23 protein-coding genes are annotated in these 25,694 nt (G+C 72.0%); 11 read left to right on the top strand and 12 right to left on the bottom strand.

Annotation, left to right across the window (positions count from 1 at the left end; genetic code table 11):
• The first annotated feature begins 90 nt into the window (after positions 1-90).
• The 4 genes from D3P35_RS06285 to D3P35_RS06270 are packed head-to-tail and all read left to right on the top strand — an operon-like array spanning position 91 to position 3,387.
• Positions 91-1,674 carry a sensor histidine kinase KdpD gene (locus tag D3P35_RS06285; RefSeq protein ID WP_118133619.1) on the top strand — a complete coding sequence of 528 codons (1,584 nt, stop codon included), beginning with the start codon at positions 91-93 and terminating at the stop codon, positions 1,672-1,674.
• Complete coding sequence (locus D3P35_RS06280; protein ID WP_118133617.1) at positions 1,671-2,351, top strand: response regulator transcription factor; 681 nt, start codon at positions 1,671-1,673, stop codon at positions 2,349-2,351. The genes D3P35_RS06285 and D3P35_RS06280 overlap by 4 nt, the downstream gene beginning before the upstream one ends.
• The gene (locus D3P35_RS06275) at positions 2,348-3,028 is read left to right on the top strand and encodes a hypothetical protein (protein WP_118133616.1); all 681 of its coding nucleotides are present in this window, start codon (positions 2,348-2,350) and stop codon (positions 3,026-3,028) included. Before D3P35_RS06280 ends, D3P35_RS06275 begins: the two co-directional genes overlap by 4 nt.
• Positions 3,029-3,030: 2 nt before the next feature.
• Positions 3,031-3,387: a hypothetical protein gene (locus D3P35_RS06270; RefSeq protein ID WP_118133615.1), complete on the top strand. Its 357-nt coding sequence runs from the start codon at positions 3,031-3,033 to the stop codon at positions 3,385-3,387.
• Positions 3,388-3,462: 75 nt separating this feature from the next.
• Here D3P35_RS06270 and D3P35_RS06265 read toward each other — a convergent pair whose 3' ends face one another.
• Positions 3,463-4,269: a quinoprotein dehydrogenase-associated SoxYZ-like carrier gene (locus D3P35_RS06265; RefSeq protein ID WP_118133614.1), complete on the bottom strand. Its 807-nt coding sequence runs from the start codon at positions 4,267-4,269 to the stop codon at positions 3,463-3,465.
• Positions 4,270-4,421: 152 nt separating this feature from the next.
• On the opposite strand from D3P35_RS06265, the gene D3P35_RS06260 reads away from it, so the two are divergent.
• Positions 4,422-5,486 (top strand): quinoprotein relay system zinc metallohydrolase 2, encoded by a 1,065-nt coding sequence (locus D3P35_RS06260; protein WP_118133613.1) that lies wholly within the window; start codon positions 4,422-4,424, stop codon positions 5,484-5,486.
• 145 nt (positions 5,487-5,631) lie between these two features.
• Here D3P35_RS06260 and D3P35_RS06255 read toward each other — a convergent pair whose 3' ends face one another.
• Both D3P35_RS06255 and D3P35_RS06250 read right to left on the bottom strand, forming a co-directional pair.
• Positions 5,632-6,708, bottom strand: a complete 1,077-nt coding sequence (locus tag D3P35_RS06255; RefSeq protein WP_118133612.1) for a ParB N-terminal domain-containing protein — start codon at positions 6,706-6,708, stop codon at positions 5,632-5,634.
• Positions 6,705-8,027, bottom strand: a complete 1,323-nt coding sequence (locus D3P35_RS06250) for an AAA family ATPase (RefSeq protein ID WP_118133611.1) — start codon at positions 8,025-8,027, stop codon at positions 6,705-6,707. Before D3P35_RS06250 ends, D3P35_RS06255 begins: the two co-directional genes overlap by 4 nt.
• 524 nt (positions 8,028-8,551) lie before the next feature.
• On the opposite strand from D3P35_RS06250, the gene D3P35_RS06245 reads away from it, so the two are divergent.
• Complete coding sequence (locus D3P35_RS06245) at positions 8,552-9,277, top strand: DnaA N-terminal domain-containing protein (protein WP_118133610.1); 726 nt, start codon at positions 8,552-8,554, stop codon at positions 9,275-9,277.
• Between the two features lie 43 nt (positions 9,278-9,320).
• Here D3P35_RS06245 and nikR read toward each other — a convergent pair whose 3' ends face one another.
• On the bottom strand, positions 9,321-9,773 hold the full coding sequence (gene nikR / locus D3P35_RS06240) for a nickel-responsive transcriptional regulator NikR (protein WP_118133609.1): 453 nt from the start codon (positions 9,771-9,773) through the stop codon (positions 9,321-9,323).
• Positions 9,774-9,910: 137 nt separating this feature from the next.
• Here nikR and D3P35_RS06235 point away from each other — a divergent pair, with 137 nt between their 5' ends.
• Both D3P35_RS06235 and D3P35_RS06230 read left to right on the top strand, forming a co-directional pair.
• Entirely contained in the window at positions 9,911-10,909 is a 999-nt protein-coding gene (locus D3P35_RS06235; protein WP_118133608.1) for an LLM class flavin-dependent oxidoreductase, read from the top strand.
• 118 nt (positions 10,910-11,027) lie between these two features.
• The gene (locus tag D3P35_RS06230; RefSeq protein ID WP_118133607.1) at positions 11,028-11,753 is read left to right on the top strand and encodes a tellurite resistance TerB family protein; all 726 of its coding nucleotides are present in this window, start codon (positions 11,028-11,030) and stop codon (positions 11,751-11,753) included.
• On the opposite strand, the gene D3P35_RS26705 is transcribed toward D3P35_RS06230, so the two are convergent.
• From D3P35_RS26705 to D3P35_RS06210, 4 genes are all read right to left on the bottom strand, one after another.
• Positions 11,750-12,973, bottom strand: a complete 1,224-nt coding sequence (locus tag D3P35_RS26705; RefSeq protein ID WP_118133606.1) for an ABC transporter permease — start codon at positions 12,971-12,973, stop codon at positions 11,750-11,752. The genes D3P35_RS06230 and D3P35_RS26705 overlap by 4 nt on opposite strands.
• Positions 12,970-13,899 (bottom strand): ABC transporter permease, encoded by a 930-nt coding sequence (locus D3P35_RS06220; RefSeq protein ID WP_118133605.1) that lies wholly within the window; start codon positions 13,897-13,899, stop codon positions 12,970-12,972. Before D3P35_RS06220 ends, D3P35_RS26705 begins: the two co-directional genes overlap by 4 nt.
• Positions 13,896-14,990, bottom strand: a complete 1,095-nt coding sequence (locus D3P35_RS06215) for an ABC transporter ATP-binding protein (RefSeq protein WP_118133604.1) — start codon at positions 14,988-14,990, stop codon at positions 13,896-13,898. The genes D3P35_RS06220 and D3P35_RS06215 overlap by 4 nt, the downstream gene beginning before the upstream one ends.
• A 132-nt stretch (positions 14,991-15,122) precedes the next feature.
• Positions 15,123-16,259, bottom strand: coding sequence for an extracellular solute-binding protein (locus D3P35_RS06210; RefSeq protein ID WP_118133603.1), 1,137 nt, complete (start codon positions 16,257-16,259; stop codon positions 15,123-15,125).
• 137 nt (positions 16,260-16,396) lie between these two features.
• Between D3P35_RS06210 and D3P35_RS06205 the strand changes: the two genes are divergently transcribed.
• The 3 genes from D3P35_RS06205 (at position 16,397) to D3P35_RS06195 (ending at position 21,892) form a co-directional block, all read left to right on the top strand.
• Complete coding sequence (locus tag D3P35_RS06205; protein ID WP_232830401.1) at positions 16,397-17,890, top strand: PLP-dependent aminotransferase family protein; 1,494 nt, start codon at positions 16,397-16,399, stop codon at positions 17,888-17,890.
• A 261-nt stretch (positions 17,891-18,151) separates the two neighbouring features.
• Positions 18,152-20,146, top strand: a complete 1,995-nt coding sequence (locus D3P35_RS06200; RefSeq protein WP_118133602.1) for a tyramine oxidase — start codon at positions 18,152-18,154, stop codon at positions 20,144-20,146.
• A 741-nt stretch (positions 20,147-20,887) separates the two neighbouring features.
• On the top strand, positions 20,888-21,892 hold the full coding sequence (locus tag D3P35_RS06195; protein WP_118133601.1) for an AraC family transcriptional regulator: 1,005 nt from the start codon (positions 20,888-20,890) through the stop codon (positions 21,890-21,892).
• A 6-nt stretch (positions 21,893-21,898) separates the two neighbouring features.
• On the opposite strand, the gene D3P35_RS06190 is transcribed toward D3P35_RS06195, so the two are convergent.
• From D3P35_RS06190 to D3P35_RS06175, 4 genes are all read right to left on the bottom strand, one after another.
• A complete protein-coding gene (locus D3P35_RS06190) occupies positions 21,899-22,645 on the bottom strand; it encodes an ABC transporter permease (protein WP_118133600.1) in 747 nt (248 codons plus the stop codon).
• Complete coding sequence (locus D3P35_RS06185) at positions 22,642-23,415, bottom strand: ABC transporter ATP-binding protein (RefSeq protein WP_370030336.1); 774 nt, start codon at positions 23,413-23,415, stop codon at positions 22,642-22,644. Before D3P35_RS06185 ends, D3P35_RS06190 begins: the two co-directional genes overlap by 4 nt.
• Before the next feature lie 535 nt (positions 23,416-23,950).
• Positions 23,951-24,643: a TenA family protein gene (locus D3P35_RS06180; RefSeq protein WP_118133599.1), complete on the bottom strand. Its 693-nt coding sequence runs from the start codon at positions 24,641-24,643 to the stop codon at positions 23,951-23,953.
• Positions 24,644-24,737: 94 nt separating this feature from the next.
• Positions 24,738-25,688: an ABC transporter substrate-binding protein gene (locus D3P35_RS06175; RefSeq protein ID WP_118133598.1), complete on the bottom strand. Its 951-nt coding sequence runs from the start codon at positions 25,686-25,688 to the stop codon at positions 24,738-24,740.
• Between the last annotated feature and the right edge of the window lie 6 nt (positions 25,689-25,694).

The following is a 25,694-nucleotide window of genomic DNA, read 5'->3' as shown; positions in this document are numbered from 1 at the left end:
CGGGCGAAAGCCAAGCACTTCGGCGCCTGCCCCTTCCCCGGCGGCCGATTTCATGCTCTGTGATCGGAAAAACGGGGAGGATTACGGCCGATGCATCGCAGATGGCGGCTGTCGCTGAGGATGCGGCTGGTGGCCGCGGCCGGGCTGATCGCGCTCGCGGCGCTCGCGGGCGCGGGGCTCGCGGCCTGGGGCGTGGGGCGCATCAGCACGCTCATCGCCCTCGACAAGGCGGCCGAGGCGCGGCTCGACTCGCTGGCCATGCTCTCCGCCCGGGTGGGGGAATTCGCCGTGGTCGCGATGGAGGGGGTGACCGTGCCCACGCCGGAGGCCGAGCGCCGCGCCCGGCTCGAGACCCGCGGCACGGTGGTGGACGCGGCCTTCGCCCGGGTGGCGGCCGGCATGGGCGCGGATGTCGCCGCCGGGCGCACCGAGGTGGAGCAGATGCGCCGCGCCTCGCGCAGCATCGGGCTCGCACGCATGCGCGCCACCTTCGCCGCGCTCGCCCGCGAGGCCGCCGGCACCGCCGACAGCGGGACCATGCGCAGCCTGCTCGACGGCTTCGCCACCCGCTTCTCGCCGCTGCTAAACCAGGCCATCGAGGAAGACCGCCGCGCGCGTGACGAGGTGGGCCGCGAGATCACCGCCCTGGGCCAGCGCCTGCGCCGGCTGGCGGCGGGGGCGGCGCTGTTCGCCGCCGCCGCGCTCGCCGGGTTCTACGTGCTGCTGGTGCGCCCGCTGTCGCGGCGGCTGCAGCGCGTGGCCGACGCGGCGGCAGCGATCGGGCGCTCCGACGCCCGCCTCCTGCCGCCCGACCGGCGCGACGAGCTCGGCCTCGTGCTCGCGCAGATCAACCGCGCCGCCGCCCGGGTGCGCCGCCGCCGCGCCGCGGTGGACCGCGACCGCGCCCGGCTCGAGACCCTGGTCTCGGACCGCACGGCCGAGCTGAGCGCCGCGAACGCCCGGCTCGAGCGGGTGGACAGCGAACGCCGGCGCTTCTTCTCCGACGTCGGCCACGAGCTGCGCACCCCGCTCACCGTGATCCTCGCGGAGGCCGATATCGGCGCGGCCGAGCCCCCCCTGCCCGAGGCGGAGGCGAAGGCCGGCTTCCGGCTGATCGGCCAGCGCGCCCGGCGGCTGGCGCGGCGCATCGACGACCTGCTGCGCATCGCGCGCTCGGAGAGCGGCCGCATCGAGCTGGTGCGCGAACCCTTCGACCTCGCCCCCGCCCTCGCCGACGCGATCGAGGACGCGAGCCCCCTCGCCCGCCGGCAGGGGGTGGAGATCGAGGCGCGGCTCGCCCCCGGCCTCACCGTGGAGGGCGACCGGGACTGGCTGCGCCAGGTCGCCTCCGGCGTGATCGACAACGCGGTGCGCCACGCGCCGCGCGGCAGCACGATCACCGTTGCCGCGGGGCCGCGAGGCGATAGGATGGAGGCAACGATAACCGACAGGGGGGAAGGCGTGCCGATGTCCGATCAGCAGCGCATCTTCACACGCCACGCGCGCGGCAGCGATGCCCGGGCCGGCACCGGCTTCGGCGTGGGGCTCGCGCTCGCCGCATGGGTGATGGAGCAGCACGGCGGCGAGATCACGCTCGAGAGCCCGGTGGAGGAGGGGCGCGGCACGCGGGTGACCCTCGCCCTGCCCCCCGCCGGCGCGGAGGGCGGGCGATGAGCGAGCTTCCGGTGCTGGTGGCCGAGGACGACGAGGACATCGCCTCCGCCCTGCAGCGCGGGCTGGGGCGGGCCGGCTTCGAGGTGATGGTGGCGCATGACGCGGGCACCGCCCTGCGCATGGGCCGCGAGCGCGGCTTCTCCGCCGCGGTGATCGACGTGATGCTGGGCAGCGAGGACGGCCGCGACCTGGTGCGCGCCCTGCGCCGGGCCGGCATGACCGCGCCCATCGTGATGCTCTCCGCCCTCTCCGGCGTGGACGACCGGGCCGAGGGGCTGGAGGCGGGCGCCGACGACTACGTCGCCAAGCCGTTCGATCTCGCCGACCTCGCGGCGCGCATCCGCGTGCAGGCCCGCCGCCGCGCCGGCCCTGCCTCTCCCGGGCCGCGGCTGAGCTACGACCCCGAGCGCCGCCTCGCCATCGGCCCCACCCGCAGCGTGCAACTCACCGACCGGGAAGGGCTGCTGCTGGGCCTGCTGATGGAGCACCGCGGCCGGATCCTCTCGCGCGGCGAGATCTTCGACACGCTCTGGGCCGGAACCGGGGGCAGCTCGGAGAATGTTGTCGATGTCTACATCGGCTACCTGCGCCGCAAGCTGGCACCAATGTCGGATTTCGGCCTCGACCTCAGAACGGTAAGGGGAAGGGGGTTCGTGCTCATGGAGACTTCGGAATGATCAGACCGGCCATCCTCGCCCTTGCCGCGGCGCTCGCGCTCGGCTCGCCCGCATCCGGCGACGAAGCGGGGGAACTGCTGTTCGATGCGGACGCCCTCGCGCCCGTGGCGGTGGGCACGACGCTGCACTACGATTTCACCCGCGAGGGCACCGGGCCGCAGGAGCAGCTGCGCCCCTTCGACACCGGCAGCATCGCGCTCGCGCTGCGCGACGCGCCGCCGGGCGACGCGGGCACCACGGGCCGCGAGGCGCTGCTCACCCTGCAGGAGGGCACGGGCTTGCGCGAGCTGAACCCCTTCCCTGGCAGCGGGGGTAACCCGGTGCTGATGACCTTCCTCGAATCGAGCCTGCGCGCCATGGCCTCGGTCACCGGCGGCAGCCCGTTCTACATCCGCAACCGCTTCAAGGACGCGCTGTTCCGCGGCGGCAGCGCCCGCCCGGTGGAGGCGGAGTTCGACGGCCGGAAGCTGGCCGCGACCGAGCTCACCTTCACCCCTTTCGCCGACGACCCGAACCGCGAGCGGATGGGCGATTTCGCCGGGCTGGAGCTGCGCTTCATCGTGTCCGACGCGGTGCCGGGCGGCATGCTGCTGCTCTCGGCCAGCACGCCCGAGCCGGCGCAGGGCCCGGTGACCTACCGCGAGCGCGCCACGCTCGAACGTGTCGAGGAGAACTGAGCATGCCCCGCCTTGCAGCCCCCGCCCTTGCCTGCCTGCTGGCCTTCGCCGGGGCCCCTGCCCTGCCGCAGAGCCCGGCCGATCTCAACGACTACCCGACCGAGACGCGGGCCGACTACGTCTTTGCCTGCATGGCCGCGAACGGCCAGACGCGGGACATGCTGCGCCGTTGCTCCTGCTCGATCGACGTGATCGCCACCATCCTGCCCTTCACCGATTACGAGGAGGCGGAGACGGTGCTCTCCGTCACCCAGATGGGCGGCGAGCGGGTGGCGGCACTGCGCAATTCCGCCGAGGCCAAGGGCGTGGTGGCCGACCTGCGCCGGGCCCAGGCCGAGGCCGAGGTGCGCTGCTTCTGACGCCCCTGGGGTGCAAATTCCGAAATCCGAGAATTTCGCGAATCCCGGAATCGCGATTTTGCGATTCCGGCGTTTTCAGCCGTTGAAGGCCGGCGAGGGGAAAGCCTCCTGGAACACCTCGCCGTCGGTGTCGGTGGCGCGGATGGTGATGAAGGGGGCGCCGTTGTCGGTGTAGGCGAAGCGGAAGGTGGGGTCTTCGCTGAGGGAGATGCCGCCGGTCATGGTGAAGAGCGTCTCCTCGCCCTGTCGGACCTCGAGCATGTCCACGAACCGGGCCGGGATGTATAGCTGGGTGACCTGGTTGCGCTGCAGGCCCGAGTAGTTGGGGTGGCGCAGCATCACCTGGGCGAGGCCGCGCTCGCCCGGCGCCTCGGGCGCAAAGGCCCGCAGGCGCATCTGGCCCAGGGCGTTCCCGGCGGCCACCGAATCCTTCATCGCCGGCGCCGCACAGCCGCCCGAGGCCTTCACGAAGCGGCCGGTCATGTAGACCCTGCCGTCCTCGGTCTCGGCCAGGGCACGGATGTTGGAGTATTCGTTCACCCTCACCCGGGTCTCGAGGTCGAGCCTGCCGATGGCCGGGCCGAAGCGGAACTCGGCCACCACGGGGGCGGGGTTCTCGTCCACCACCAGGGTGAGCTTCACGATGCGGGCCCCGCCCTCCTGCACCACGTGCACCGGCACGAGCGCCGCGTCATGCGCGCGGTAGGGGGCATCGAGGCTGAACACCCCTGCCCCGTCCAGCAGCTCGGCATCGCCGGCGATATCGGGGCGCAGCGCGTCCCAGCTCTCGCTCGGCTGCATGGGATTGTCGGCCTGCTGTGCGGCGAGCGGGCCGGCGAGGGCCACCGCCAGGGCGGCCGCGAGGATCCTGCTGGTGCGCATGGCTCCGATCTCCCCTGTTCGCCTCTTGCGCGGGCGGAGCGCCAGTATAGCGCGGGGACGGCCGCACTCCATCCGACGATGGTCCCATGCCGGGCGGCGCGAGGCCCTGCCTAGGATCGCCGCCGGGAGGACCCCCGGGGAGGACCATTGCCATGCTCGATCTGTTGCTCGCGCTCTGCCTCGCTGCCCGGCCCGACATCTGCACCGAGCACATGCTGCCCGCCGCCCCCTGCCCCGCGGGCGCCGAGGCGGCAGTCCGCGCCTGGGTGGCGGACCGCCCTGCCCTGCGGGCGCAAGGCTGGCGCTGCGGCACCCTGCCCGCGCTGGAGGTGACGGAAGTGGCTCCCGGGCTCTTCGTTCATCCCGGGCCGGTGGAGGAGCCTTCGCCCGCGAACGGCGGAGACCAGGCGAATGTCGGCTTCGTCATCGGCGCCGGGGCGGTGGCGGTGATCGACGCCGGGGGCTCGCGCAACATGGGCGAGGCGCTGCTCACCGCCATACGCGCGCGCACCGACCTGCCGGTGCGCTGGCTGATCCTCACCCACATGCACCCGGACCACGTGCTGGGCGCCGAAGTGTTCGCCGAGGCGGGCGCGCGGCTGGTCACCCATGCCCGCCTGCCCGACGCCCTGCGCAACCGGGCGGAGAGCTATGCCCATGGCTGGGAGGCACAGGTGGGGCCCCGTGCCTGGGGTGCCACGCGCGTGCCCGCCGCGCTGGCCTCGGCGCCCGGGGCGCTGCACGTCAGCCCCGGCGCGCCGCTCGCGCTCGACCTTGGCGGCCGGGTGCTGCGCCTCGAGGCGATGCCCACCGCGCACACCGACAACGACCTGATCGTGACGGACGAGGCGACCGGCACGCTCTGGCTGTCCGACCTCGCCTTCGCCCGCCACACCCCGGTGCTGGACGGCAGCGTGCTCGGCTGGCTCTCGGTCCTCGAGGACCTGGGCAGTCGGCCCGGCGCGAGGATGGTGCCGGGCCACGGGCCGGTGTCCCTGCCCTGGCCCGAGGGCCTTGCGCCGACGCGGGACTACCTCTCGGCCCTCGTGGCCGAGACCCGCGCCGCACTCGCCGCCGGTGAAAGCATGACGGAGGCCACCCGTCATCTCGGCGCGGGGCTCTCCGGCGCGTGGGAATTGTTCCCGCTCTACAACCCCAGGAACGCCACCGCCGCCTACAAGGAGAGCTGGAATGGGAGTGAAATCCTGTTCCTATAATGTTCTTGCCGCAAAAGAACAAGGGCCGCGCTGCTGCACGGCCCCTGTTTCGTCGGCCTCCGGCTGTCCTGCGGGGTAACCCGCGGGTTACCCCGCCTGCCCGGACGCCCCGGGGCGCCTTTCCGCACCCCGGGTAACCCGTGGGTTACCGCCCCTGCCGGCGCGAGCGCACCACGGCGTTGAAGGCGGCAACCGCCTCCTCCAGCACGTCGCGGTCGATGTCGGCGAAGTCGAGATCGTCCTTGATCCGGCACTCGCCCTTGCGAGCCGTCACCTTGGTGCTGCCGAGGTGGAACTCGTACTTTTCCCGGCCGGCACCCTTCGCACGCACGGGGGCCGCAGCCGGCGTCTCGGGCGCCGCGCCGAACTCCAGCAGGATCTGCGTCTGCTCGTCGATGCCCTGCGCACTTGCCAGGCGCGCGCGCAGATCAGCAAGCTGGTCGGCGTTGTCGCGCAGCCGGCGCGCCACTTCCACCCCGAGGTTTCGCGACACCGCCTTGGGCCACTTCAGGTCATCCCCGAGCGCCGAGAGAAGCTGCACGAAAGCGCGGATGTACGAGCGCTTCATCTTGTGCAGCGAGGCGTAGAGCGTGCCGACCAGCGCTTCCGGCGATGTCTCGGCGATGGCGGGATCGGCCGCCGCGGAGATGGCGAGCATGGCCATCTCCGCGAAGGTCAGGTCTTCGCGGATCGCGTTCTCCTCGACCATGTCGATGTAGAGCGCCGTGCGCTCCTCCGAGCGGTCGACCACGCGGGCGAGAACCGTGGCGAAAGCCTCGTCGCCGGTATGGGCGTGGAGCTGGCGCAGCGCGGTGAGGCGCCGCCAGCCCTTCTTGAGCTGCAGCGTGCCGTCATGCTTGCGGAACAGCTCCACCGGTTCCTTCTGGCCATGCGCGAGGATCGAGGCCTTCAGCTCGTCCATCTCGTCGGAACTGGCGACGGCCTCGAGGTCGAGGCGGTCACGCGGCAGGTCGTCCTGGCGCACCTCGTCGAGCGGGATGCGCGACAGCACCAGACCGCCTTCGAGCGCCGCGCGATATTCCTTGGCCTCGGCGGCGTTGCGGCGGCGGGCCTCCATCTTGGCCTCGGTGCTCTCCTGCAGGTTTTCCGCCGCGTCGCGCACGGCCGCCGACATCGGGCCCACGCCGCGGTTGCGCGAGACGCCGCCGGAACTGCCGGGAGCCGAGGGCACGTCGAAGCCGAAACGGTTCTTGCTGCTCATTGTGCCGCCCTCCGCGCCGCGCTGCCTTGGCCGACCTCGCGCCAGCGGGCCAGCACCGTGTCGCGGAATTCCGAGTAGGCCTGGTCGAAGGAGAGCCGCGCGCGCTTCCAGGTCTCGCGGGTCATCTGCCGGTAGTCCTGCTCGTAGACCGACATCTGGAAGCGGCCGGACTGTTCGACCGCCCGGGTCATCTCGATCGGGTGCGCGCAGACATCGGCGCCGAACACGTTGCGGAAGGCCCCGAGCATCGCGACATGCAGGTCGTTCGAGGGCTCGAAACGGGTCATCAGCACCCGCACGTCCATGAACTGCTTGGGCAGGGTGAGGCCGGATTCCTCGGCCATCTGGGCAAAGCCGGTGGAGATGTCCTCCATCGCGTCGCCGAGCTGGCCGAGGAAGCTGGTGGTGGAATCGTATTCCCAGTAGCCGGGGCCCGAGGGGATGTAGAGGATGTCTGCCGCGAAGGCCGCGTTGAGCGACTGGTAGCCGATGGCCGGCGGGCAGTCGAAGATGATCATGTCGTACTGGTCGTCCGGCAGCTCGTCGAGGTAGCGCGCCACGCAGCCGAAGAACGACCAGGCCTTGTGCAGCGAGCGGTACTGGGCGGAGGCGAACTCCACGAAGGCCGCGTTGGCGCAGGAGGGGATGATGTCGATGGTGGGCCAGCAGGTGGGCTGGATGAAATCCTGCACCCGATGCGCGCCCACGGCCACCACGTCGCGCGGCAGCTCGTCGGCGGAAGGGTAGGGGCATTCCTCGGGGTCGTCGTAGCTCGCCATGATGCGGTCCGCCTCGCGGCAGAGGTCACGGCACATGATGCCCCAGACGGTGTTTTCCTCGCGCACCTCGGTGAGGCCCATGGAATGGGTCATCGTGGCCTGGGGGTCGAAGTCGACCACCAGCACGCGGTAGCCGTCGAGGGCGGCGGCATTGGCGAAATGCTGGGCGACCACGGTCTTGCCCACGCCGCCCTTGAAGTTCGACACCGCGATGCGGATCGCCCGGCCGCCCGGGCGCTCGGGCAACAGCGACTTGCCGCGAAAGCGCACCCGGCGGCGGATCTCGTTGATCTCCTCGAGCGAGTACCAGCGCTGGCGGCCGCCGTCCTCGAAGGTGGTGCCCTGGGGCAGGGAGGGGTCGTCGGCGAGCTTCTTGCGGATGGTGTCCGCCGGCACGTCGAACATGAACTGGCTCATCTCCCATATGGAGAAGGGCCTCAGCGTCTTCACTTCCTGGGGTGAGAAGGTGGCGCGGCGCACGGCGGCCTGCTGCGCGAGCGAGCGCGCATTCATGGCCAGGAGATGAGAATGGTCCTGCATCGGAGGGTGCCTCGTGTTATTTCTGCTCGCACAAGCAATAACGCGAAATCGACTCTCGGCCAAACGGGAAAATGCAAATTTCGCGCGTTTCGCCTCATCACGGCAAAATACGGGAGAAAACTGCCATTCGCCGCAGATGAGGTGACAGGCCGGGCGGGATCGACCCTGTTGAGGTGACAGCAAACCATTGATAAGGTGACACGCAGCCTGTCCCCCATTACCAATAATCCTGATTTTTTCGATCTTTTTTGGAAAGAGCGGGAAAACCCGTTTTCCGATGCCTGTTGACAAAGAACGGGAAAACCCGCCTAATTTTGCCAACAAACGAGATGCCGCGAATCCTCGGGACGGTCAGGGCCCCAGTTTAGCCCCAAACCGCTCTCCGGCAGAGCAGAACCGCCCGTCCCGCCAGGGACAGACAGAGGTGGAACGGAGGGGCCGGCCCGCAAGGGCAGGGCCCGGGGGCGATGCGGCGCACCAAGGAACGACCGGGCCGATGAAGCCCGGCGCGGGCAGGTACAGGCATGACGACGAACCGACTGACGGGCAGCACGGCCCCGGTGCGGAAATACGACCTTCTCACGGCGCTTGCCGTGCTCGGTCTGTCCGGCGCACCGGCGCGACGCACCACGACCCTGCGCCTGATCGCGATGATCACGGCGCGCTACAACTGGCAGGCCGACGAGATTTCCATCGGCTGCCGCGATCTCGCCCGGCTGTGGTCGGTCGACGAGCGCACGGCGAAGCGCGAGCTGAAGCGGCTGCGCGAGGCCGGGCTGATCGATGTGAAGCGCCCGGCGGCCCGGGGCAGGGTGGCCGTGTACCGGCTCGACCATACCGGCATCGAGCGGGTGACGGCCGAGGGCTGGCACAAGGTGGGCACGGATTACGTGGAGCGCATGGAGGCCTCGCGCGGCGGAGCGGCGCCGGAGGCGGCCCCCGCGCCCAAGGTGGTTCCGCTCTTCCCGGCCGAGGGCGAGGCACCGGCGGAAGAGGGGCAGGACCCGTTCTGGGCCGGCATCTGCCGCCGCCTGCGCCAGGAAGACCCCGGCCTGTTCCGAAGCTGGTTCGCCGGGCTGCGCTTCGAGGCGATGGAAGCGGGGGAGCTGCGCCTCGGCGCGCCCTCGGCCTTCGTGGCCGGCTATGTCGACATCCACCTGCGCGACAGGCTCGAGCGCGTGGCCTCCGATGCCGCGGAAGAGGCCGTTCGCCTGCGCATCGGGGTCAATTCGGCCGGCCGGGATTCGTGAGAAAATCCCGTGCCTTCATGCGTTGGCGAAAGCGTGTCGCGCCTCAGTTTCGTTTCTCGGTTTCCGCGTGGCTGTGCGGTTCCCCCGGCTCCAGTTCCTGCGGCAGCACGTGCAGGCGGCCATGGCGCACCCCGCGCTCGTTGGTGACCTCGTCGGCGAGGCCGCGCAGCTCGGCGGCCGGGCCCTTGAGCACCGACACCTCCAGGCAGGTGCCGTGGTCGAGATGCACGTGCATGGTGGCCACCGAGAGATCGTGCCGGTGGTGATGGGCGGTGTTCACCCGGCGGGTGAGGTCGCGGCGCTCGTGGTCGTAGACGTAGCTCAGCGTGGCCACGCAGGGGCTGTCGTCCGCCGTGTCCTCCAGCGTGTCCTGCGCGGCGGCGGCGCGCACCATGTCGCGCAGCGCCTCGGAGCGGTTCGTGGCCCCGCGCCGGGTCATGAACCGGTCGATCATCTCGACGATCTCGTCATCGAGCGAAACGGTAATTCTCTGCATGCGTCCTCTCCGGCTCGGCGGGGCGGCCGGGCCCGGGGGCCCGGAGCGCCGGCGCTCTTCGCCACCGCTATAGCACGCGTGCGGCGGCGGTGCAGCGGGCTCTGGAAAAGCGTGCGTATGCACACTACTCTCATCTCATGACCCGTCTCTCGATCCTCGATCTCGCGCCTGTACCCGACGGCTCCGATGCCGGCTCGGCCCTGCGCAACAGTCTCGACCTCGCGCGCCATGCCGAGGCCTGGGGCTATCACCGCTTCTGGATGGCCGAGCACCACAACATGCCCGGTATCGCCAGCGCCGCCACCGCCGTGGCGCTGGCCCATGTCGCCTCCGGCACGAAGACCATCCGCATCGGGGCAGGGGGCATCATGCTGCCCAACCATGCGCCGCTGATCATCGCCGAGCAGTTCGGCACGCTCGCTGCCCTGCACCCCGGCCGGGTGGACCTCGGGCTGGGCCGCGCGCCGGGCACCGACCAGCGCACCGCCATGGCGATGCGGCGCGACCTGATGGCCGCGGCCGACCGTTTCCCCGACGACGTGGTGGAACTGCTGGGCTTCTTCAAGCCGGCCGCGCCCGGACAGCCGATCCGCGCCGTGCCCGGTGCGGGGCTCGACGTGAACGTGTGGATCCTCGGCTCCAGCCTCTACGGCGCGCAGCTCGCCGCCCTGCTGGGCCTGCCATACGCCTTCGCCTCGCATTTCGCCCCGCAGGCGCTGGACGACGCCATCGCCCTCTACCGCGAGCGCTTCCAGCCCTCGGAGTACCTCGCCGAGCCCTACGTGATGGTGGCCTGCAACGTGGTGACCGCGGAGAGCGGCGCGGAGGCGGCCGAGCTCTTCACCTCCCAGCAGCAGGCCTTCGTGAACCTGCGCTCCGGCCGGCCCGGGCTGCTGCCGCGGCCGAAGGCGGATTACCTCTCCACCCTCGACCCCTCGGCGCTGCGGCTGCTGGAGCACACGTTGTCCTGTTCGTTCATCGGCACGCCGGCCGAGGCGAAGGCCGGGCTCGACGGTTTCATCGCCCGCACCCGCGCGGACGAGGTGATCGTCTCCGGCCCGGTGCATGATCACGGCGCACGGCTGCGCTCTTTCGAGCTGCTCTCGGACGCGGTGGCGCTGCCCCGCGCGGCCTGAGCGGCCGGGGCCTTGGGCCGCATCCCGCGCGCCGGGGTGCGGCAAGAGCTTCCCTTGCGGGGCAGGGGGGTGCTCCATAACTCCCCTGCATGTTCAACAACCGGGAGGCGACTTGCTCATGGACGTTAACAGGCTTCTTGAAGGGTTCCTCGGCGCGGGCAGCGGCAAGGGCGGCAGCGCGGGGCGTGAGGATGCCGCGGCCGGGCGCGGCCAGGGCTCCGGCCTGCCCGGCGGGCTGGCGGGGGGTGCGGCGGCAGGCGGGCTGATCGCCCTCGTGCTGGGCACCAAGACCGGCCGCAAGCTGGGCGGCAAGGCGTTGAAATACGGCGGAATGGCCGCGGTGGGCGGGCTTGCCTACAAGGCCTACCGCGACTGGCAGGGCAACAAGGCCGCCGCCCCGCAGGAGCAGCCGCGCAGCCTGCCCGCGCCGCCGCCAGGCAGCGGCTTCGACGTGGACAACGACAGCGATGCCGGCGGCCAGGATTTCCGCATCGCGCTGATGCGCGCGATGATTTCCGCCGCGAAGTCCGACGATCACATCGACCGCGAGGAGCACGGCCGCATCCGCGACCAGATCCGCGAGCTCGGCCTCGGGGCGGAGGAGAAGGCGGCGCTGTTCGACCTGTTCTCCGAACCGTCGGACCCCGCCTCGGTGGCCCGGCTGGCCCGCACCACCGAGCAGCGCGCCGAGATCTACCTCGCCTCGGTGCTGGCGGTGGACCCGGACACGCCGGAGGAGCGGCGCTACCTCGACGATCTCGCCCGGCAGCTCGACCTGCCCGCCGGCCTGCGCGACCACCTCGACCACGAGGCCGAGGCGGCACGCAGCGGGCTCGGCGCCTAGTCGCTGCCCGGGGCGAGGTTGCCCGGCGCGAAGGGCGAGGCTGGTGCCTCGCTCTCCTCCCCGCCCCCCGGCGCCAGGTTGCCGGGGGCGAAGGGCGATGCCGGCGCGGCAGGGGAGGGGGCCTCCCCGCCATCGCCGCCCGGCGCGAGATTGCCCGGGCTGAAGGGCGAGGCCGGGGCGGCCCCGCCGTCACGCGGCGCAGCCGGCGTGTCGGGCGCGGGGCTGGAAGGAGTGGGGGCCGTGCGGTACTGCTCCTGCAGGGCGCGTTTCTCCTCCAGCACCTGTGCCTCGCAGGCCGAGGAATCCACCCTCGAGCCACCCCAGACCGCCACGCCCGCCAGCACCACGAGCAAGAGCCCCACCGGCGCGGGGTGCATCAGCCGGCGCAGCACGGGGTTGCCGGCGATGCGCCCGGCCAGTGCCGTGCGCTGCTGGGCCGCCTCGTAGGTGAGGGCGGCCATCAGGGTGAGGCCCACGATGATCACCGCGATGGCGGAGATCGAGGGGTCGATGCCGTAGCGCACCTTGGAGGCGAGCACGGTGGTGAAGGTGCTTTCCGAGACCACGGTGAAGACGGTGGTGTTGTAGTTCTCCATCGAGGCGAGGAAGGCGAGCACCGCGGCCGAGCCGATGGCCGGCGCCACGAAGGGCAGCAGGATCTTCACGAAGGCCTGTGTCGGGGTGGCGCCCATGTCGAGGGCCGCCTCGGTGAGCGTGGGGTCGAAGCGCTGCAGGCGCGAGAGGAACACCAGCATCGAGTAGGCCGAGATGAAGGTGACCTGGCCGAGGATGGTGAGGAAGAACCCGTCGTAGAACAGCGTGTCGTAGCCCGCGTCGAGCGCGCCGCCCACCCGGTCCCAGAAGATCAGGGTGGAGAGGCCGATCACCACGCCGGGCACGAGGATCGGCGCGATGAAGATGGTGTAGAGCGTGGCGCGCAGCTTCGCCCCCACCTGGGAGAGCATCAGCGCCGCGGCGAGGCCGATGGGGGTGGAGACGATCACCACCCCGAGCCCGATCAGGAGCGAGTTTCCCAGGCCCGTGAGCAGGCGGTCATCCGCCAGCAGCCGGCCGAACCAGTTGGTGGTGAAACACTCCCACGGGCTGAGGCGCGGGAAGCCGGCGGAGTTGAACGCCGTGCCGATCATGATCACCAGCGGCCCGAAGAGATAGGCGAAGAACAGGAGCAGGTAACCCCCGGTGAGCAGCCGGCCCCTCATCGTCCGATCGCCCCGATGGAGACGCGGAACACCCGCATCATGAACATCACGAAGCCCACGCAGACCACCAGCAGGATGATGGCATAGGCCGAGCCGCGCGGCCAGTTTCCGCCCGAGTTGAACCATTGGTAGACCAGCTGGGTGAACCACAGGTTCGACGGCCCGCCGAGGATCTGCGGCGCGGCGAGCGCGCCGGCCGAGAGCATGAACACCATGGTGCAGCCCGAGGCGATGCCGGGCTTGGCGTAGGGGATCACCACGCGGCGGTGCACCTGGGCCCAGCTCGCCCCCATGTCCCGCGCCGCCTCCAGCTGGTTGGAATCGAGGCTCTCGATGGCGTTGTAGAGCGGGAAGATCATCAGCAGGATATAGGCATAGCCGAGGCCGGCGTAGAGCGCCACGTCGGAGCCGATGAAGTCGATCGGCGCCTCCCACAGGCCCAGCATCATGCCGGTCTCGTTGAGCACGCCGGTGGCGCCGAACAGGATGCGGAAGGCGAAGGCGCGCAGGATCTCGTTCACCCAGAAGGGCACGATGAGGGCGAGGATCAGCAGCCGCGCGCCGCCGCCGCGCACGCCCTTGGCGAGCAGGAAGGCCACGGGGTAGCAGATCGCGAGGTCGAAGAGGGTGACGAACAGCGCCGCGACGAGGGTTTTCACCAGCACGCCGATGTCGAGCGCGTTCCAGCCGTCGGGGTTTGCCGAGGAGCCGAGCAGGAAGTAGCGGTAATGCTCGAGCGTGTAGACATCCTCCGGCCCGCCCACCTTCGAGGGCGGCAGGTTGGCGCGGAACGAGTAGTCGAGCATGGTGACCTGGGGCAGCAGCACCAGCAGGAACACCCAGATGCCCACGCAGGTGAGCAGGTAGAGCGTGACGGGAATGCCGTTGCGCTCGGCGAAGGCGGAGAGGCTGCCGCGCGGCTTCATCCGGCGCGCGCCAGTTCGGAGGGGGGCAGGGCGATGGCTTGCGCAGGCGCGAAGCCCAGCTCGACCGGCGCATCGGGGCCGGGGCCGGCATCGCCGCCGGTGTTGACCTGCGACACGCGCAGCGCCGTGCCGTCGGCCGCGCGCAGCAGGAGGTGGCGCATGGCGCCCTCGAATTCCACCTTCTCCAGCCGGGCGGTGAGCCGGTTCGGCGCGGTGCCGCCGGGCTCGAGCGCCTCGGGTCGCACGAAGACCTGCACCGCCTCGCCCGCACCGAGGCCGGGGGCGGCCTGCACGCGCACCCTGGCGCCGAGGCCGAGGTCGACCTCCGCCGTGCCGTCGGGGCCGGCGGGGGCGGCGATCCGGCCCTCGAACATGTTGTTCTCGCCCACGAAGGAGGCGACGAAGCCGGTCGCGGGGGCGTTGTAGACCGTCGCGGGGTCGGCCACCTGCTGGATTTTCCCCCGGCTCATCACCGCCACGCGGTCGGACATGGTGAGCGCCTCGCCCTGGTCATGGGTGATGTAGATGAAGGTGAGGCCGACCTGCTTCTGGATGGCGCGCAGCTCGGTGCGCATGTGCTGGCGCAGCTTGAGGTCGAGGGCGGAGAGCGGCTCGTCGAGCAGCAGGATGTCGGGCTCCACCGCCAGTGCCCGGGCGATGGCCACGCGCTGCTTCTGCCCGCCGGAGAGCGCATCGACCCGCTTGTCGCCCTGGCCGGGCAGGGCGATCAGCTCCAGCAGTTCGTCGGCGCGGCGGCGGCGTTCCTTCTTCCCCACGCCGCGCACCTCGAGCGGGAAGGCGATGTTCTCGGCCACGCTCATCAGCGGGAACAGGGCGAGGTTCTGGAAGATGAGCGCGGTGGGGCGCTTGTTGGGCCCGATGCCGCGCATGTCACGCCCGCCGATCAGCAGCTTGCCGTAGGAGGGCTCCTGGAAGCCGGAGATGCAGCGCAGGATGGTGGTCTTGCCGCAGCCCGAGGGGCCGAGGAAGGAGAAGAACTCGCCGCCGGCGATGGTGAGATGCGCGTCGTCGACGGCCGTGTAGTCACCGAATTCCACGGTGACATGGGAAAGCCCGACCTCCTTGGTCATCGTCATCCTGTCCTGTTGCGAGAAGGGGAGGGGCCCCGCGCCGAGGCGCCCCGGGCCTGACCCGGGGCCTCCCGGGCGGGGCGGCAGAGGTCCCGGGTCAGGCCCGGGACCCGTCGGCGCGGGCAGGCGGGCTCAGGCGCTCAGCAGCCGGTTCTTGAACTCGGTGCGCGCGTCGGCATACCACTGCGGCTCGGCCGGCCAGGGGTTGAGCATCGCCAGCGCATCGCCGGGGTAGGCATCGGCGAAGTTCTTCGCGTAGGTCTCGCCGGCGAACTTGTCGGCGCCCAGCACGGGGGAGTTGTAGCCGTGGTGGTCGATGGCCTCGCCGGCGAGCTCGGGCGTGAAGGCGTACTTGATGAACTCGTAGATCGCGTCGGTGTTCTCGGCGCCCACCGGCATGGCGAGCCCGTCCACCCAGGCCATCGCGCCCTCGGCGGGGGCGCGGTACATCACCGGCTCGCCGGCGGTCTTGAGCGCCAGCGGCGGGCCGTCCCAGGTCTGGCCCACGATCACGCCCTCGTTCAGCAGCCCGTTCTTCTGGCTGTCGGCGTCGTTCCAGAACAGCTTGATGTTGCCCTTGCGGGCCACGCACCAGTCGGTGATCTTCGTCCAGACGCGGGTCATCTCCTCGGGCGAGGTATAGGCCTTCCAGACGTCGCCGGGCTCCAGGTCGCCGATCGTTTCCATGTAGAGGCCGGCGCCGAGCATCATCGAGTGGTCGCGGCCCATGGTCTTGCCGGCGTTCTCCTCCTTCCACACGTCGCCGTAGGAGGGGAACTCGCCGCCGGGCGTGAACAGGTCGGTGCGCCAGGCCATGCCCTCTGTGCCCCAGATATGCGGCAGCCAGAACACCGCGTCGGGGGTGAAGGCCCAGTCGGTGCTGCCGATCTTGGCCATCGCGGGGTTCACCGTGTCGAGCGAGACGCGGCTCATGTCGAAGGGCTGGAGCAGCTCCATGTCCTTCCACTGCAGCGAGCGGTTGTTGGTGGGCGAGACGATGTCGAAGCCCCGGCCGCGGGTGGCCTTGAGCTTGTTGATGATCTCCTCGTTCGAGCCGATGCCGGTGAAGTTCACCTTGATGCCCGTGCCCTCGGTGAAGGCGGTGAGGAAGGTCTCGGGCAGGTAGTCCGACCACATCAGGATGTTGATCTCGCCCGAGGAGGCCAGCGCCGCGCGGCTGACGATCGCGGGGGCGGCGAGCAGCGTGGCGCCCGCGGCGCCGCCCTTCAGCAGGCTGCGGCGGGTAAGGCCGGGAATGCGCTTGGTCATCGTTCACCTCTTCCTGTCGGGAATGCCGGGAGGTCTCGCGCCCGCCCTGGCCTGTTGTCCTGCCGAAAACGCTACCGCGCTGCGGCAAAACCCTGTTAGATCCACGGCGGGATATCTATGGTGCCAGGGAGCCGGCGATGAACCCGATGCTGCAGACCTATTTCCGCGAGCCGCCCGAGCCCGGGCGCACGTTGCAGCACCACATCCACGAGCGGCTGGTGGACGCGATCCTCGACGGGGCGCTGCCACCGCACGAGCCGCTGCCCTCCTCCCGGGCGCTCGCGGGCATGCTGGGCGTCTCGCGCAACACCGCCGTGCTGGTCTACCAGAAGCTCGCCGAGGACGGATACCTCCGCCCGGTCGAGCGGCGCGGCCATTTCATCCATGACCAGTACATCCGCCAGCACCTGCGCAAGCCGCTGAAAACCCGCACCGCCTCGCTCTTCGCGCCGGAGGCCGAGGCCGCCCCCTGGGCGCGGCTGCTGGCCTGCACGCCCTCGCGCGCGCCCAACATCGTGAAACCGTCCAACTGGCGCGACTTCGCCTATCCCTTCATCTACGGCCAGACCGCGGCGGACCGCCTGTCGCTGGCCCGCTGGCGCGACGCCACCCGCCTCGCCGGCACCGGCCACCACGCGCCGGTGTGGATGGCCGACCAGGTGGACGCGGACGACCCGATGCTGGTCGAGCAGATCCTCGCCCGGGTGTTGCCGCAGCGCGGCATCCTCGCGGGGCCGGAGCAGGTGCTGGTCACCACCGGCTCGCAGAACGCGCTCTACATCCTCGCGCGGCTGCTCTGCGCCCCGGGCCGCCGGGTGGGGCTGGAAGACCCCGGCTATGTCGACGCGCGCAACATCTTCGCCGCCACCGGGGCCGAGCTGGTGCCGCTCAGGGTCGACGGCGACGGGCTGGTGATCTCGCCCGCGCTGGAAGGGACCGACCTCGTCTACGTCACGCCCTCGCACCAGTCTCCCACCTCGGTGACGCTGGCGCTGGAGCGGCGGCTGGCGCTGATCGAGGCGGCGCGGCGCCACGACTTTCTCATCATCGAGGATGATTACGAGCAGGAGCTCTCCTTCCACGGCGCGCCGCGCGCCGCGGTGGCGAGCTATGACAATTCCGGCCGGGTGATCCATGTCGGCAGCCTCACCAAGACGCTGTTTCCCGGCGTGCGGCTGGGCTTCGTCGTCGCCGCGCCGGAGCTGATCGCGGAGCTGCGCGCCTACCGCCGGCTCGTCACCCGCCACCCGTCGGCGCATGACCAGCGGGCGATGGCGATCTTCATCGCCGAGGGCCAGCTCGACGCGCATGGCCGCCGGCTGCGCGAGCGCATGTCGCGCAACTGGGGCCGGCTGATGGCGGCACTTGCCGAGCACATGCCGGGGGTGCACGTGACCCCCACCACCGGCGGCTCTTCCGTGTGGTGCCGCCTGCCCGAGGGCCTCTCCGCCTGGGACCTCAACCGCCGCGCCGCCCGCCGCGGCGTGCTGGTGGAGCCGGGAGACATCCACTACCTCGGCCCGGCGCCGGCGGCCGACCGGCTGCGCCTCGGCTTTTCCTACATCCGCACCGAGCGCATCGCGCCGGGCATCCGCCAGCTTGCCGAGGCGATGGCCGAGCTTGGCGCCTGAGGCGCCATCCAGGGACCTCGCCTGAGGCGCCATCTTAATAATTGCCTGAGGCGCCATCTGATTTCAGCCTGCGGTGCCATCCAAACCCTCGCCCGGGGCGCTCGCCCCTCCCTGTCTCCCCGGGCGTCCCGCTGCCGGCGACATGCCGTTCCGCTGGCCGGAAATGCTAAATCCGCAGCGCCTCCTGCTGCTAGACTGCCCTTCCGGCGCGTGCCCCGGCCCGCGCCGCCAACAGGGACATCAGAACAGGAAAGGCACCCCATGACCCTTCCCGCAATCACCCGGCTCGGCGCCGCCGCCGCGCTGGCTCTCGCTGCCGCCGGCACGGCCCAGGCCCACCCGCTCGACGGGCTCACCCCCGAGGAAATCACCCGCGTCGTCGAGATCCTCAACGCCGACGGCAAGGCCACGCCCGAGAGCCGCTACCCGCTCATCGAGCTGAAGGAGCCGGAGAAATCCGTCGTCATGGCCTGGTCGGAGGGCGATGCCGAGCCGCGCGCCGCCCTGGTTAACGTCACCACGGCCGAGGGCATGTTCCGCGGCGTGGTCGACATCGCCGCCGGCACCGTCTCGGACTGGGAGCCCGCCACCGAGGAGACCATGCTGCTGCTCGAGGAATTCATCGGCGCGATGGACCTCGCCCTCGGCGCACCGGAATTCGTGGAGGGGCTGGCGAAGCGCGACCTCACCCCCGAGGACGTGTTCTGCCTGCCGCTCACCGCCGGCGCCTTCGGCCTGCCGGAGGAGGAAGGCCGCCGCCTGATGAAGGTGCCCTGCTACGTGAACCCCACCTCGTCGAACTTCTACGCAAAGCCGGTGGAGGGCCTGTTCGCCGTGGTCGACCTCAAGGGCCAGGAAGTGGTCGACGTGGTCGACACCGGGGCCGTGCCGGTGCCGCAGGACGGCTGGGGCTACACGCAGGACGAGATCGCCGCGCGCGAGGACATGGAGCTGCGCCCCGAGACCCGCCCCGCCATGCTGGGCCAGGAGGGCGGGCCGAATTACGAGATCGAGGGCTCGAAGGTCACCTGGGACATGTGGAGCTTCCGCTGGCGGGTGGACAAGCGCCCCGGCGTGGTGCTCTCCGAGATCGGCGTGACCGATGCCGGCACCTGGCGCGAGGTGCTCTACCAGGCGCATCTCTCGGAAGTGTTCGTGCCCTACATGGACCCCGACGAGGGCTGGTACTGGCGCACCTACATGGACAGCGGCGAATACGGCTTCGGCATCTTCCTCAGCCCGCTGCACGCGGGCGTGGACTGCCCGGCCTATGCCACCTTCCTGCCGGCCGTGGTGCATGCCGATGACGGCTCGCCGGTCGAGATCCCCGACGCGGTGTGCATCTTCGAGCGCAACATCGGCGACCCGGTGTGGCGGCATTTCGAGATCTTCGCCCAGACGCCGGACCAGTTCACCCCCGCCGAGGGCCGCCCGGCCAGCGAACTCGTGGTCCGCTCCGCCTCCGAGGTGGGCAATTACGACTACCTGATCGACTACGTGTTCGAGCAGAATGGCAACATGCGGGTGATGGTGGGCGCCACCGGGCTCGACGCGGTGAAGGGCGTGGCCGCCACCTCGATGTCCTCCGAAACGGCGGAGGCGGACACGCGCTACGGCACGCTGATCGCGCCCAACCTCGTGGCGCCGAACCACGACCATTTCTTCAACTTCCGCCTCGACTTCGACATCGACGGCCAGTCCAACAGCTTCATGCGCACCGGCCTCGTGCCCGCCGAGATGCCCGAGGGCCTGCCGCGCCGCTCGATGTGGGTGACGGAGACGGTGATGCCGAAGACCGAGCTCGAGGGCCGCTACCGCATCAACCCCTCCACGCCGGCCATGTACCACGTGGCGAACATGGGCAGGGAGAGCGGCCTCGGCCATCACCCGGGCTACATGATCAACCCCGGAAACTCGGTGGCCTACTCGCCCCTCGACACCGAGAACGACCCCCCGGCGCGGCGCAACCCCTACATCGACTACACGATCTGGACCACGCCCTACTCCGCCGCCGAGCGCTACGCGGGCGGGGAATACGCCTTCCAGTCCGACGGCTCCGACACGCTGGGCGCCTGGGTGGCGCAGGACCGGCCGATCGTGGACACCGACATCGTCACCTGGTTCACCATGGGCTTCCACCACGTGCCGCGCATGGAGGACTGGCCGGTGATGCCGACGATGTGGAAGGGCTTCACGCTGATGCCGTTCAACTTCTTCGCCCACAACCCCTCGATGACGGTGCGCGACCCGTCCTGACACGACACCCCGGGCGGCCTCGCGCCGCCCGGGGGACGCCCCCTGGCCCGGTTCGCCCCGGGGAGCATGGCCCCTTCGCCTTCATCGCGGCGGCCCGCTGGTCGCCGCCCGGCACTGCCCGGGTCCGCCGTCGCGAAAGGCGGTGACCGTCTGGCGCGCGCAGCCGGAACCGGGGACTTCGGGTGAGGTCATGCATCCGCGCCGCCGCGGCGGGCGGCCTGCGCCGAGGCAATCCGCACGTGTCCGCCCGGTGCAGTCCCGTCGGCGCGCGGTCGCGCCGCACCGGCGCAGCCGGGATGGGACGGCAGGCGTCTTCCTGCGGGCGCGGCGGAGATTGCCTCAGGTCACCTCCCGAGCCGGCGCCCCATCCCCCCGGGCGTGCCGTCGCGCGGGCCGGTGACCGTCCGACGGCCGGACCCTGCGCGGGGGACCTCCGGCGATGAGCCGTCTCCGCCGCGGCCGGCCCGGCATGCGATTCCCGGCCCCGCCGACAGGACAGGCGACCCGACTGCCGGATTTCGCACGCGCGGGCCGGATGCGCTTCCGGTGAATGCGCAAGACCGCGCGGGCGGCACCAGCATCGCGCGGCCCCGACCTGCCGAAGGCGTTCCGGCCGGCCGCGCCCGGCACGAGCGGCGTCGCGGCACCCCCGGCGTCCGCTGGCCTGCGCGCGGCACCGGAGATTGACCGCTCCGCCGGCCCCGGCCTAGGCTCGGCCTCTCACACACCGGGGGCTTTGCCATGCGAGACCTCACCACCCCGCCGCTCTTCGGAGAGATAGACGCCCGCGTGCTGGCCGGGCTCGCGCGCGAGTTCCGCGCCGCGGGGCTCGACATGGCGGCCCTCGGCGCGCGTGCGGGCGTCGGGCTGCTGCCCGGGCCCGAGGCCGGCGGTCCGCACGAGCTCGGCCAGTTCGTCCGCCTGCTCGAGGCGGCGGGCGATGCCGAGGGAGGGCCGGGGTTTCTCTGGCGCTGCGGCCGGGCCTTCGCGCGCAATTCCGCCGCCGGCATGTTCCCCATGCTGCGCCCCGGCCTCCCGCTGGGCGCCGCCCTCACCGGTGTGGTGGGCGAGATCGGGCGGCTGCAGTCCGGTGCGGTGGTGCGGCTGGGGGTCGAGGCGGGGCTGGTCACCGTGGAGTACCGTGTGCTCGACCCCGCCATCTGGCCGCGCGCGCGTGACGTGGAGTTCACCTTCGGCTTTCTCGACGGCCTCGCCCGCGCTGCCGGCAGCGGCACGCTGCGGCCGGAGGCGGTGGTCTTCGAGCATGAGCCCGCCGGCGCGCTCGGCCGGGTCGACCGGGTGGCGGGCCTGCCCTGCGTCTACGGCGGCGGCAGCAACTACCTCGCCTGGCCCGAGGCGGCGATGGCGCTGGCGCTGCGGCCCGGGGCGCTCACGCGCGGCGCGGCGTTCAGCCCGGGCGCCCCGCCGGGCGAGGCCGATTTCGCCGCCGCCCTGCGCGCCGCCCTGCTGGAGGCGATGGGCCGGGGCCCGCTCAGCCAGGCCGGGGTGGCGGCGGGGCTCGGCCTCTCCGAGCGCTCGCTGCGCCGCCGGCTCGGGGCGGAGGGGCTGAGCTTCCGCGCCGAGCTCGACCGCGCCCGCAGTGCCGCGGCGCGCGAGTACCTGCGCCGCGGCGACCTCGCCCTGGGCGAGATCGCGCAGCGCCTGGGCTACCGCCACCTCTCGGATTTCTCCCGCGCCTTCCGCCGGGTGGAGGGCGTGGCCCCCAGCGCGCTGCGCCGGCGCTGAGCCGCGTCAGCCCAGCCGCCGGCAGAGCGCCCCCACCGCCAGCCGCAGGGTGAGGGTGAGCAGCACCAGCACCAGCAGGGCTGCGAACATCAGGTCGATCCGCGCCCGCCCGTTGGCGAGCAGCATGAGGTAGCCCAGCCCCCGCGAGGCCCCCACCCATTCGCCGATCACCGCCCCGATGGGCGCGTAGACCGCCGCGAGCCGCAGGCCGGAGGCCAGCGCCGGCAGCGCCGCCGGGATGCGCAGGTGCCACATCACCCGCGCAGGCCGGGCGCGCATCATCCGCGCGAGGTCGAGCCAGCCGGGGTCGGTGCGCATCAGCCCGTCGAGGAAGGCGGAGGCGACGGGGAAGTAGACGATGAGCACCGCCATCGCCACTTTCGGCAGCATGCCGTAGCCGAGCCAGAGCGTGAGCAGCGGCGCCAGAGCGAACACCGGCACCGCCTGGCTCAGCACCAGCACCGGCATCACCAGCACCCGCGCGGGTCGCGACAGCGCGAGCGCCACCGCCGTGGCGGCGCCGAAGCCCGCGCCCAGCACCAGCCCGGCCAGCACCTCCCACAGCGTGGCGAGGGCGTGGCCGCCGATCAGCCGCGCGTTGCCGCCGAGCGCGCGCACCACCGCCTCCGGCCCGGGCAGGATGAAGGGCGGCGGGGCCGCGGCCCAGACCACCCCCTGCCAGAGCGCGAGCATGCCGAGCCCCGCCAGCCCCGCCGGCGCGAGGCGGCGCGCGAGCCCGGGTGCGGCGCTCATGCCGGTGCCCCTTCGCCGAGCAGGGCGCGGAACAGCCGGCCTTGTGCTGCGAGCGTGCCCGCATCGTCCGGTGCGCGGGGCGGGGGGGCGTCAGGCAGGGGCATGTCGCTCAGCCCGCCGCGCTCCACCAGCAGCAGCCGGTCGGCGAGGCGCACGGCCTCGCCCGGCTCATGGGTGACGAGCAGCACCGTGCGCCCGGCCAGCAGCCGGGCGGCGAGCGCCTGCATTTCGGCGCGGGTGCGGGCGTCGAGGGCGGAGAAGGGCTCGTCGAGCAGCACCACCGGGCAATCCTCCATCAGCGTGCGCGCCAGCGCCACCCGCTGGCGCTGCCCGCCCGAGAGCGCCGCCGGCCGGGCCGCCTCGCGCCCCGCGAGGCCCACGGCGTCGACCAGCGCGCGGGCCCGCGCGCTGTCCGGCCGCTCGCCGCGCAGCCGGGCGCCGAGGGTGACATTGCCCAGCACGTCGAGCCAGGGGCAGAGCAGGTCGGTCTGGGCCATGTAGGCGATGCGCCCGGCGAGCGGGGCGCTGTCCTCCGCCCGCACCGTGCCCTCCAGCCGCACGGCGGTGGAGAGCCCGGCGATGAGCCGCAGCAGCGTCGACTTGCCGGCGCCCGAGGGCCCGAGCAGGCAGGTCCAGCGCCCGGCCGGCAGCGCCAGCGTGAGCGGGCCGAACAGCGCCCGCTCCTCGAGCACGCCGCGCCCCTCGAGGGTGAGCCCGGGCGCCGCCACCCGGCGCTCCCGGCCGGCGAGGGTGATGCCTTGCGCCGTCACGCCGCACCCCCGGTGGCCCGGCTGGTCTGCGCAGAGGGCGTGGCCGGTGTGGCAGCGCGCTGCCGCCGGCCGGCCGGACCGTCACCGAGGCGGTTGCCCGGGGCGGTCATCCGCTGCAATTCCACCGGCGCGCGGAGGCTCCTGCGCCTGTCTCCCGTGCTCCCGCAGTCCCACTGCGTCACGGGTGCCCCCACGGACAGACCTTCCAGAAGGCGCTTTCCGGCCGGGTGCAGAGGCCGTGCTCCTGCCGCCGCACGCAGAGCGGCGCGCCTCCCTGATCTCGCCTGCGCCGCGGGTTTCGCCGCGGTCCGATGCCCGGGAGGGGGCGTTCCGGCGGGGTGGCGATTCGGGGCTTCTGCCGGCGTGCGGAGGGCGAGGCGCTCGTGCCGCTGCCCCCCCCATGCCGCCTGCGCCGCGGGTGTCACCGCAGTCCGATGCCCGGGAGGGAGCGTTCCGGCCGAGCGGCGGCGCTGCGCTTCTGCCGGCGTGCGGTGAGAGGGGCGGCCGCGTGCGCGGCTCGGGGATGCCGCACTCCTCACGGATGCCCCCGCAGGCCCATGTCCCAGAAGGCGCCTTCCAGCCGTGTCGCGGTGGTGAAGCGCGCGCTCAGCGCCTGCCAGCGCGGCAGCGCGGTGGCGCCGGGGCCGAGGCGGCGGGCGATGGCCGCGTCGGTGAGTGCGCCCACCTCGCGGCAGGTCTGCTGGTAGGCCTCGCCGGCGTAGGTGTCGATCCAGGGCCGGTAGGGCGTGCCCGGCGCGGCCTCGCGCGCCAGCCGGACGCCGATCTCGCCGTAGCCGAGCACGCAGGGCGCCAGCGTGGCGAGCAGGTCGAGGAGATCACCCGACCAGCCCGCCTCCAGCACGTAGCGGGTGTAGGCGAGGGTCTCCGGCGCCTCGGGCGTGGCGAGGAGGGCGGCGGCGTCGATGCCCTCGGCGGCGCAGAGCTCCACGTGCAGGCGGGTCTCGTCATTGGCCAGCGCGTCGAGCGTGCGGGCGGCGAGGCGCATCTCGTCGAGATGCTCCGCCTTCGCCGCCGCCAGCGCCCAGGCCCGGGCGAAGTGGAACAGGAACACGTAATCCTGCGCGAGGTAGTGCAGGAAGGCCGGCCGGGGCAGCGCGCCGTTCCCCAGCCCCGCGACGAAGGCATGGCGCACGTAGCGCTCCCAGTCCGCGCCCGCCGCCGCGCGCCAGGCCGCGAAGGCGGCGCCGTAATCGGGATGCGTGCTCATCGGCCGGGCCCCTCTGCGCGAGGGACGAGGGCCGCCCGGGCGGCGACCAGCGAAACGGGGCCGGAGATGCCCGGGGCGACTGCGTGCACCGGGATCATTCCGCCGCCTCCGCCAGCGCGCCGGGGTCGAGGGCGAGGCGCGAGGCCGGCAGCGTGCCCTCGATCAGCCCCGCCTCGGCCATGAAGGCCTCGAAGCGCGCGTATCGGCCGGAATCGAGCGCCGCGGGCCGCAGGGCGAGGCGCGGCACCGTGTCGGCCCAGGCGCGGGCGTTGAGCGCGTCGTCGAGCTCGGGCGCGGTGGCCGCGAAGATGCGGAAGGCCTCGTCGGGGTGGTTCACGATGAACTGCACCGCCTTCTCGGTGGCGGCGAGGAAGCGGGAGATCAGGCCTGCGTCCATCCGCTCGGGGTTGGCGACGTAGATCAGCTCGTCATAGGCCGGCACGCCCGCCTCCTCGGGGTAGAAGCAGCGGCCGGGCACGTTCTCCAGCGCCATCTGGTTGAGCTCGAAATTGCGGAAGGCGCCGATCACCGCATCCACCTGCCCCGACATCAGCGAGGGCGAGAGCGACCAGTTCACGTTCACCATCTCCACGTCATCGGCGGTGAGCCCGCCGGAGCCGAGCATGGCGGTGAGCAGCGCGCTCTCCACCCCGGACACGGAGAAGCCCACGCGCCGGCCCTTCAGGTCGGCGATGCTGGCGATCGGGCCGTCGGCCTTCACCAGCAGGCAGTTGAGCGGGGTCGCGACCAGCGTGCCGACGCGCACCAGCGGCAGGCCCTCGTGCACCTGCAGGTGCAGCTGCGGCTGGTAGGAGACGGCGATATCGGCCCGGCCGGCGGCGACCATCTTGGGCGGGTCCGAGGGGTCGGCCGGGGCGATGGCCTCCACCTCGAGACCCTCCTCGGCGAAATAGCCCTTCTCCTGCGCGATGATGATCGGGCCATGGTCGGGGTTCACGAACCAGTCCAGCATGAGGGTGAGATGGTCGGCCGCGGCGGCGGGGCCGGCGCCGAGCAGGGCGAGGGCGAGGACGAGGGGTTTCATGGGGCG

Origin of the sequence: Oceanicella sp. SM1341 (genome assembly GCF_003448965.1) — a bacterium.
Lineage (GTDB): Bacteria > Pseudomonadota > Alphaproteobacteria > Rhodobacterales > Rhodobacteraceae > Paroceanicella.
Note: the sequence above shows the minus strand (reverse complement) of the source record. Positions and strands in the feature narration are given on the sequence as shown.

Bases quoted from the DNA above. Each gene is read 5' to 3' on its own strand.
- D3P35_RS06285 (WP_118133619.1), top strand. From the start codon at position 91: ATGCATCGCAGATGGCGGCTGTCGCTGAGGATGCGGCTGGTGGCCGCG.
- D3P35_RS06280 (WP_118133617.1), top strand. From the start codon at position 1,671: ATGAGCGAGCTTCCGGTGCTGGTGGCCGAGGACGACGAGGACATCGCC.
- D3P35_RS06275 (WP_118133616.1), top strand. From the start codon at position 2,348: ATGATCAGACCGGCCATCCTCGCCCTTGCCGCGGCGCTCGCGCTCGGC.
- D3P35_RS06270 (WP_118133615.1), top strand. From the start codon at position 3,031: ATGCCCCGCCTTGCAGCCCCCGCCCTTGCCTGCCTGCTGGCCTTCGCC.
- D3P35_RS06265 (WP_118133614.1), bottom strand. From the start codon at position 4,269: ATGCGCACCAGCAGGATCCTCGCGGCCGCCCTGGCGGTGGCCCTCGCC.
- D3P35_RS06260 (WP_118133613.1), top strand. From the start codon at position 4,422: ATGCTCGATCTGTTGCTCGCGCTCTGCCTCGCTGCCCGGCCCGACATC.
- D3P35_RS06255 (WP_118133612.1), bottom strand. From the start codon at position 6,708: ATGAGCAGCAAGAACCGTTTCGGCTTCGACGTGCCCTCGGCTCCCGGC.
- D3P35_RS06250 (WP_118133611.1), bottom strand. From the start codon at position 8,027: ATGCAGGACCATTCTCATCTCCTGGCCATGAATGCGCGCTCGCTCGCG.
- D3P35_RS06245 (WP_118133610.1), top strand. From the start codon at position 8,552: ATGACGACGAACCGACTGACGGGCAGCACGGCCCCGGTGCGGAAATAC.
- nikR (WP_118133609.1), bottom strand. From the start codon at position 9,773: ATGCAGAGAATTACCGTTTCGCTCGATGACGAGATCGTCGAGATGATC.
- D3P35_RS06235 (WP_118133608.1), top strand. From the start codon at position 9,911: ATGACCCGTCTCTCGATCCTCGATCTCGCGCCTGTACCCGACGGCTCC.
- D3P35_RS06230 (WP_118133607.1), top strand. From the start codon at position 11,028: ATGGACGTTAACAGGCTTCTTGAAGGGTTCCTCGGCGCGGGCAGCGGC.
- D3P35_RS26705 (WP_118133606.1), bottom strand. From the start codon at position 12,973: ATGAGGGGCCGGCTGCTCACCGGGGGTTACCTGCTCCTGTTCTTCGCC.
- D3P35_RS06220 (WP_118133605.1), bottom strand. From the start codon at position 13,899: ATGAAGCCGCGCGGCAGCCTCTCCGCCTTCGCCGAGCGCAACGGCATT.
- D3P35_RS06215 (WP_118133604.1), bottom strand. From the start codon at position 14,990: ATGACCAAGGAGGTCGGGCTTTCCCATGTCACCGTGGAATTCGGTGAC.
- D3P35_RS06210 (WP_118133603.1), bottom strand. From the start codon at position 16,259: ATGACCAAGCGCATTCCCGGCCTTACCCGCCGCAGCCTGCTGAAGGGC.
- D3P35_RS06205 (WP_232830401.1), top strand. From the start codon at position 16,397: ATGAACCCGATGCTGCAGACCTATTTCCGCGAGCCGCCCGAGCCCGGG.
- D3P35_RS06200 (WP_118133602.1), top strand. From the start codon at position 18,152: ATGACCCTTCCCGCAATCACCCGGCTCGGCGCCGCCGCCGCGCTGGCT.
- D3P35_RS06195 (WP_118133601.1), top strand. From the start codon at position 20,888: ATGCGAGACCTCACCACCCCGCCGCTCTTCGGAGAGATAGACGCCCGC.
- D3P35_RS06190 (WP_118133600.1), bottom strand. From the start codon at position 22,645: ATGAGCGCCGCACCCGGGCTCGCGCGCCGCCTCGCGCCGGCGGGGCTG.
- D3P35_RS06180 (WP_118133599.1), bottom strand. From the start codon at position 24,643: ATGAGCACGCATCCCGATTACGGCGCCGCCTTCGCGGCCTGGCGCGCG.
- D3P35_RS06175 (WP_118133598.1), bottom strand. From the start codon at position 25,688: ATGAAACCCCTCGTCCTCGCCCTCGCCCTGCTCGGCGCCGGCCCCGCC.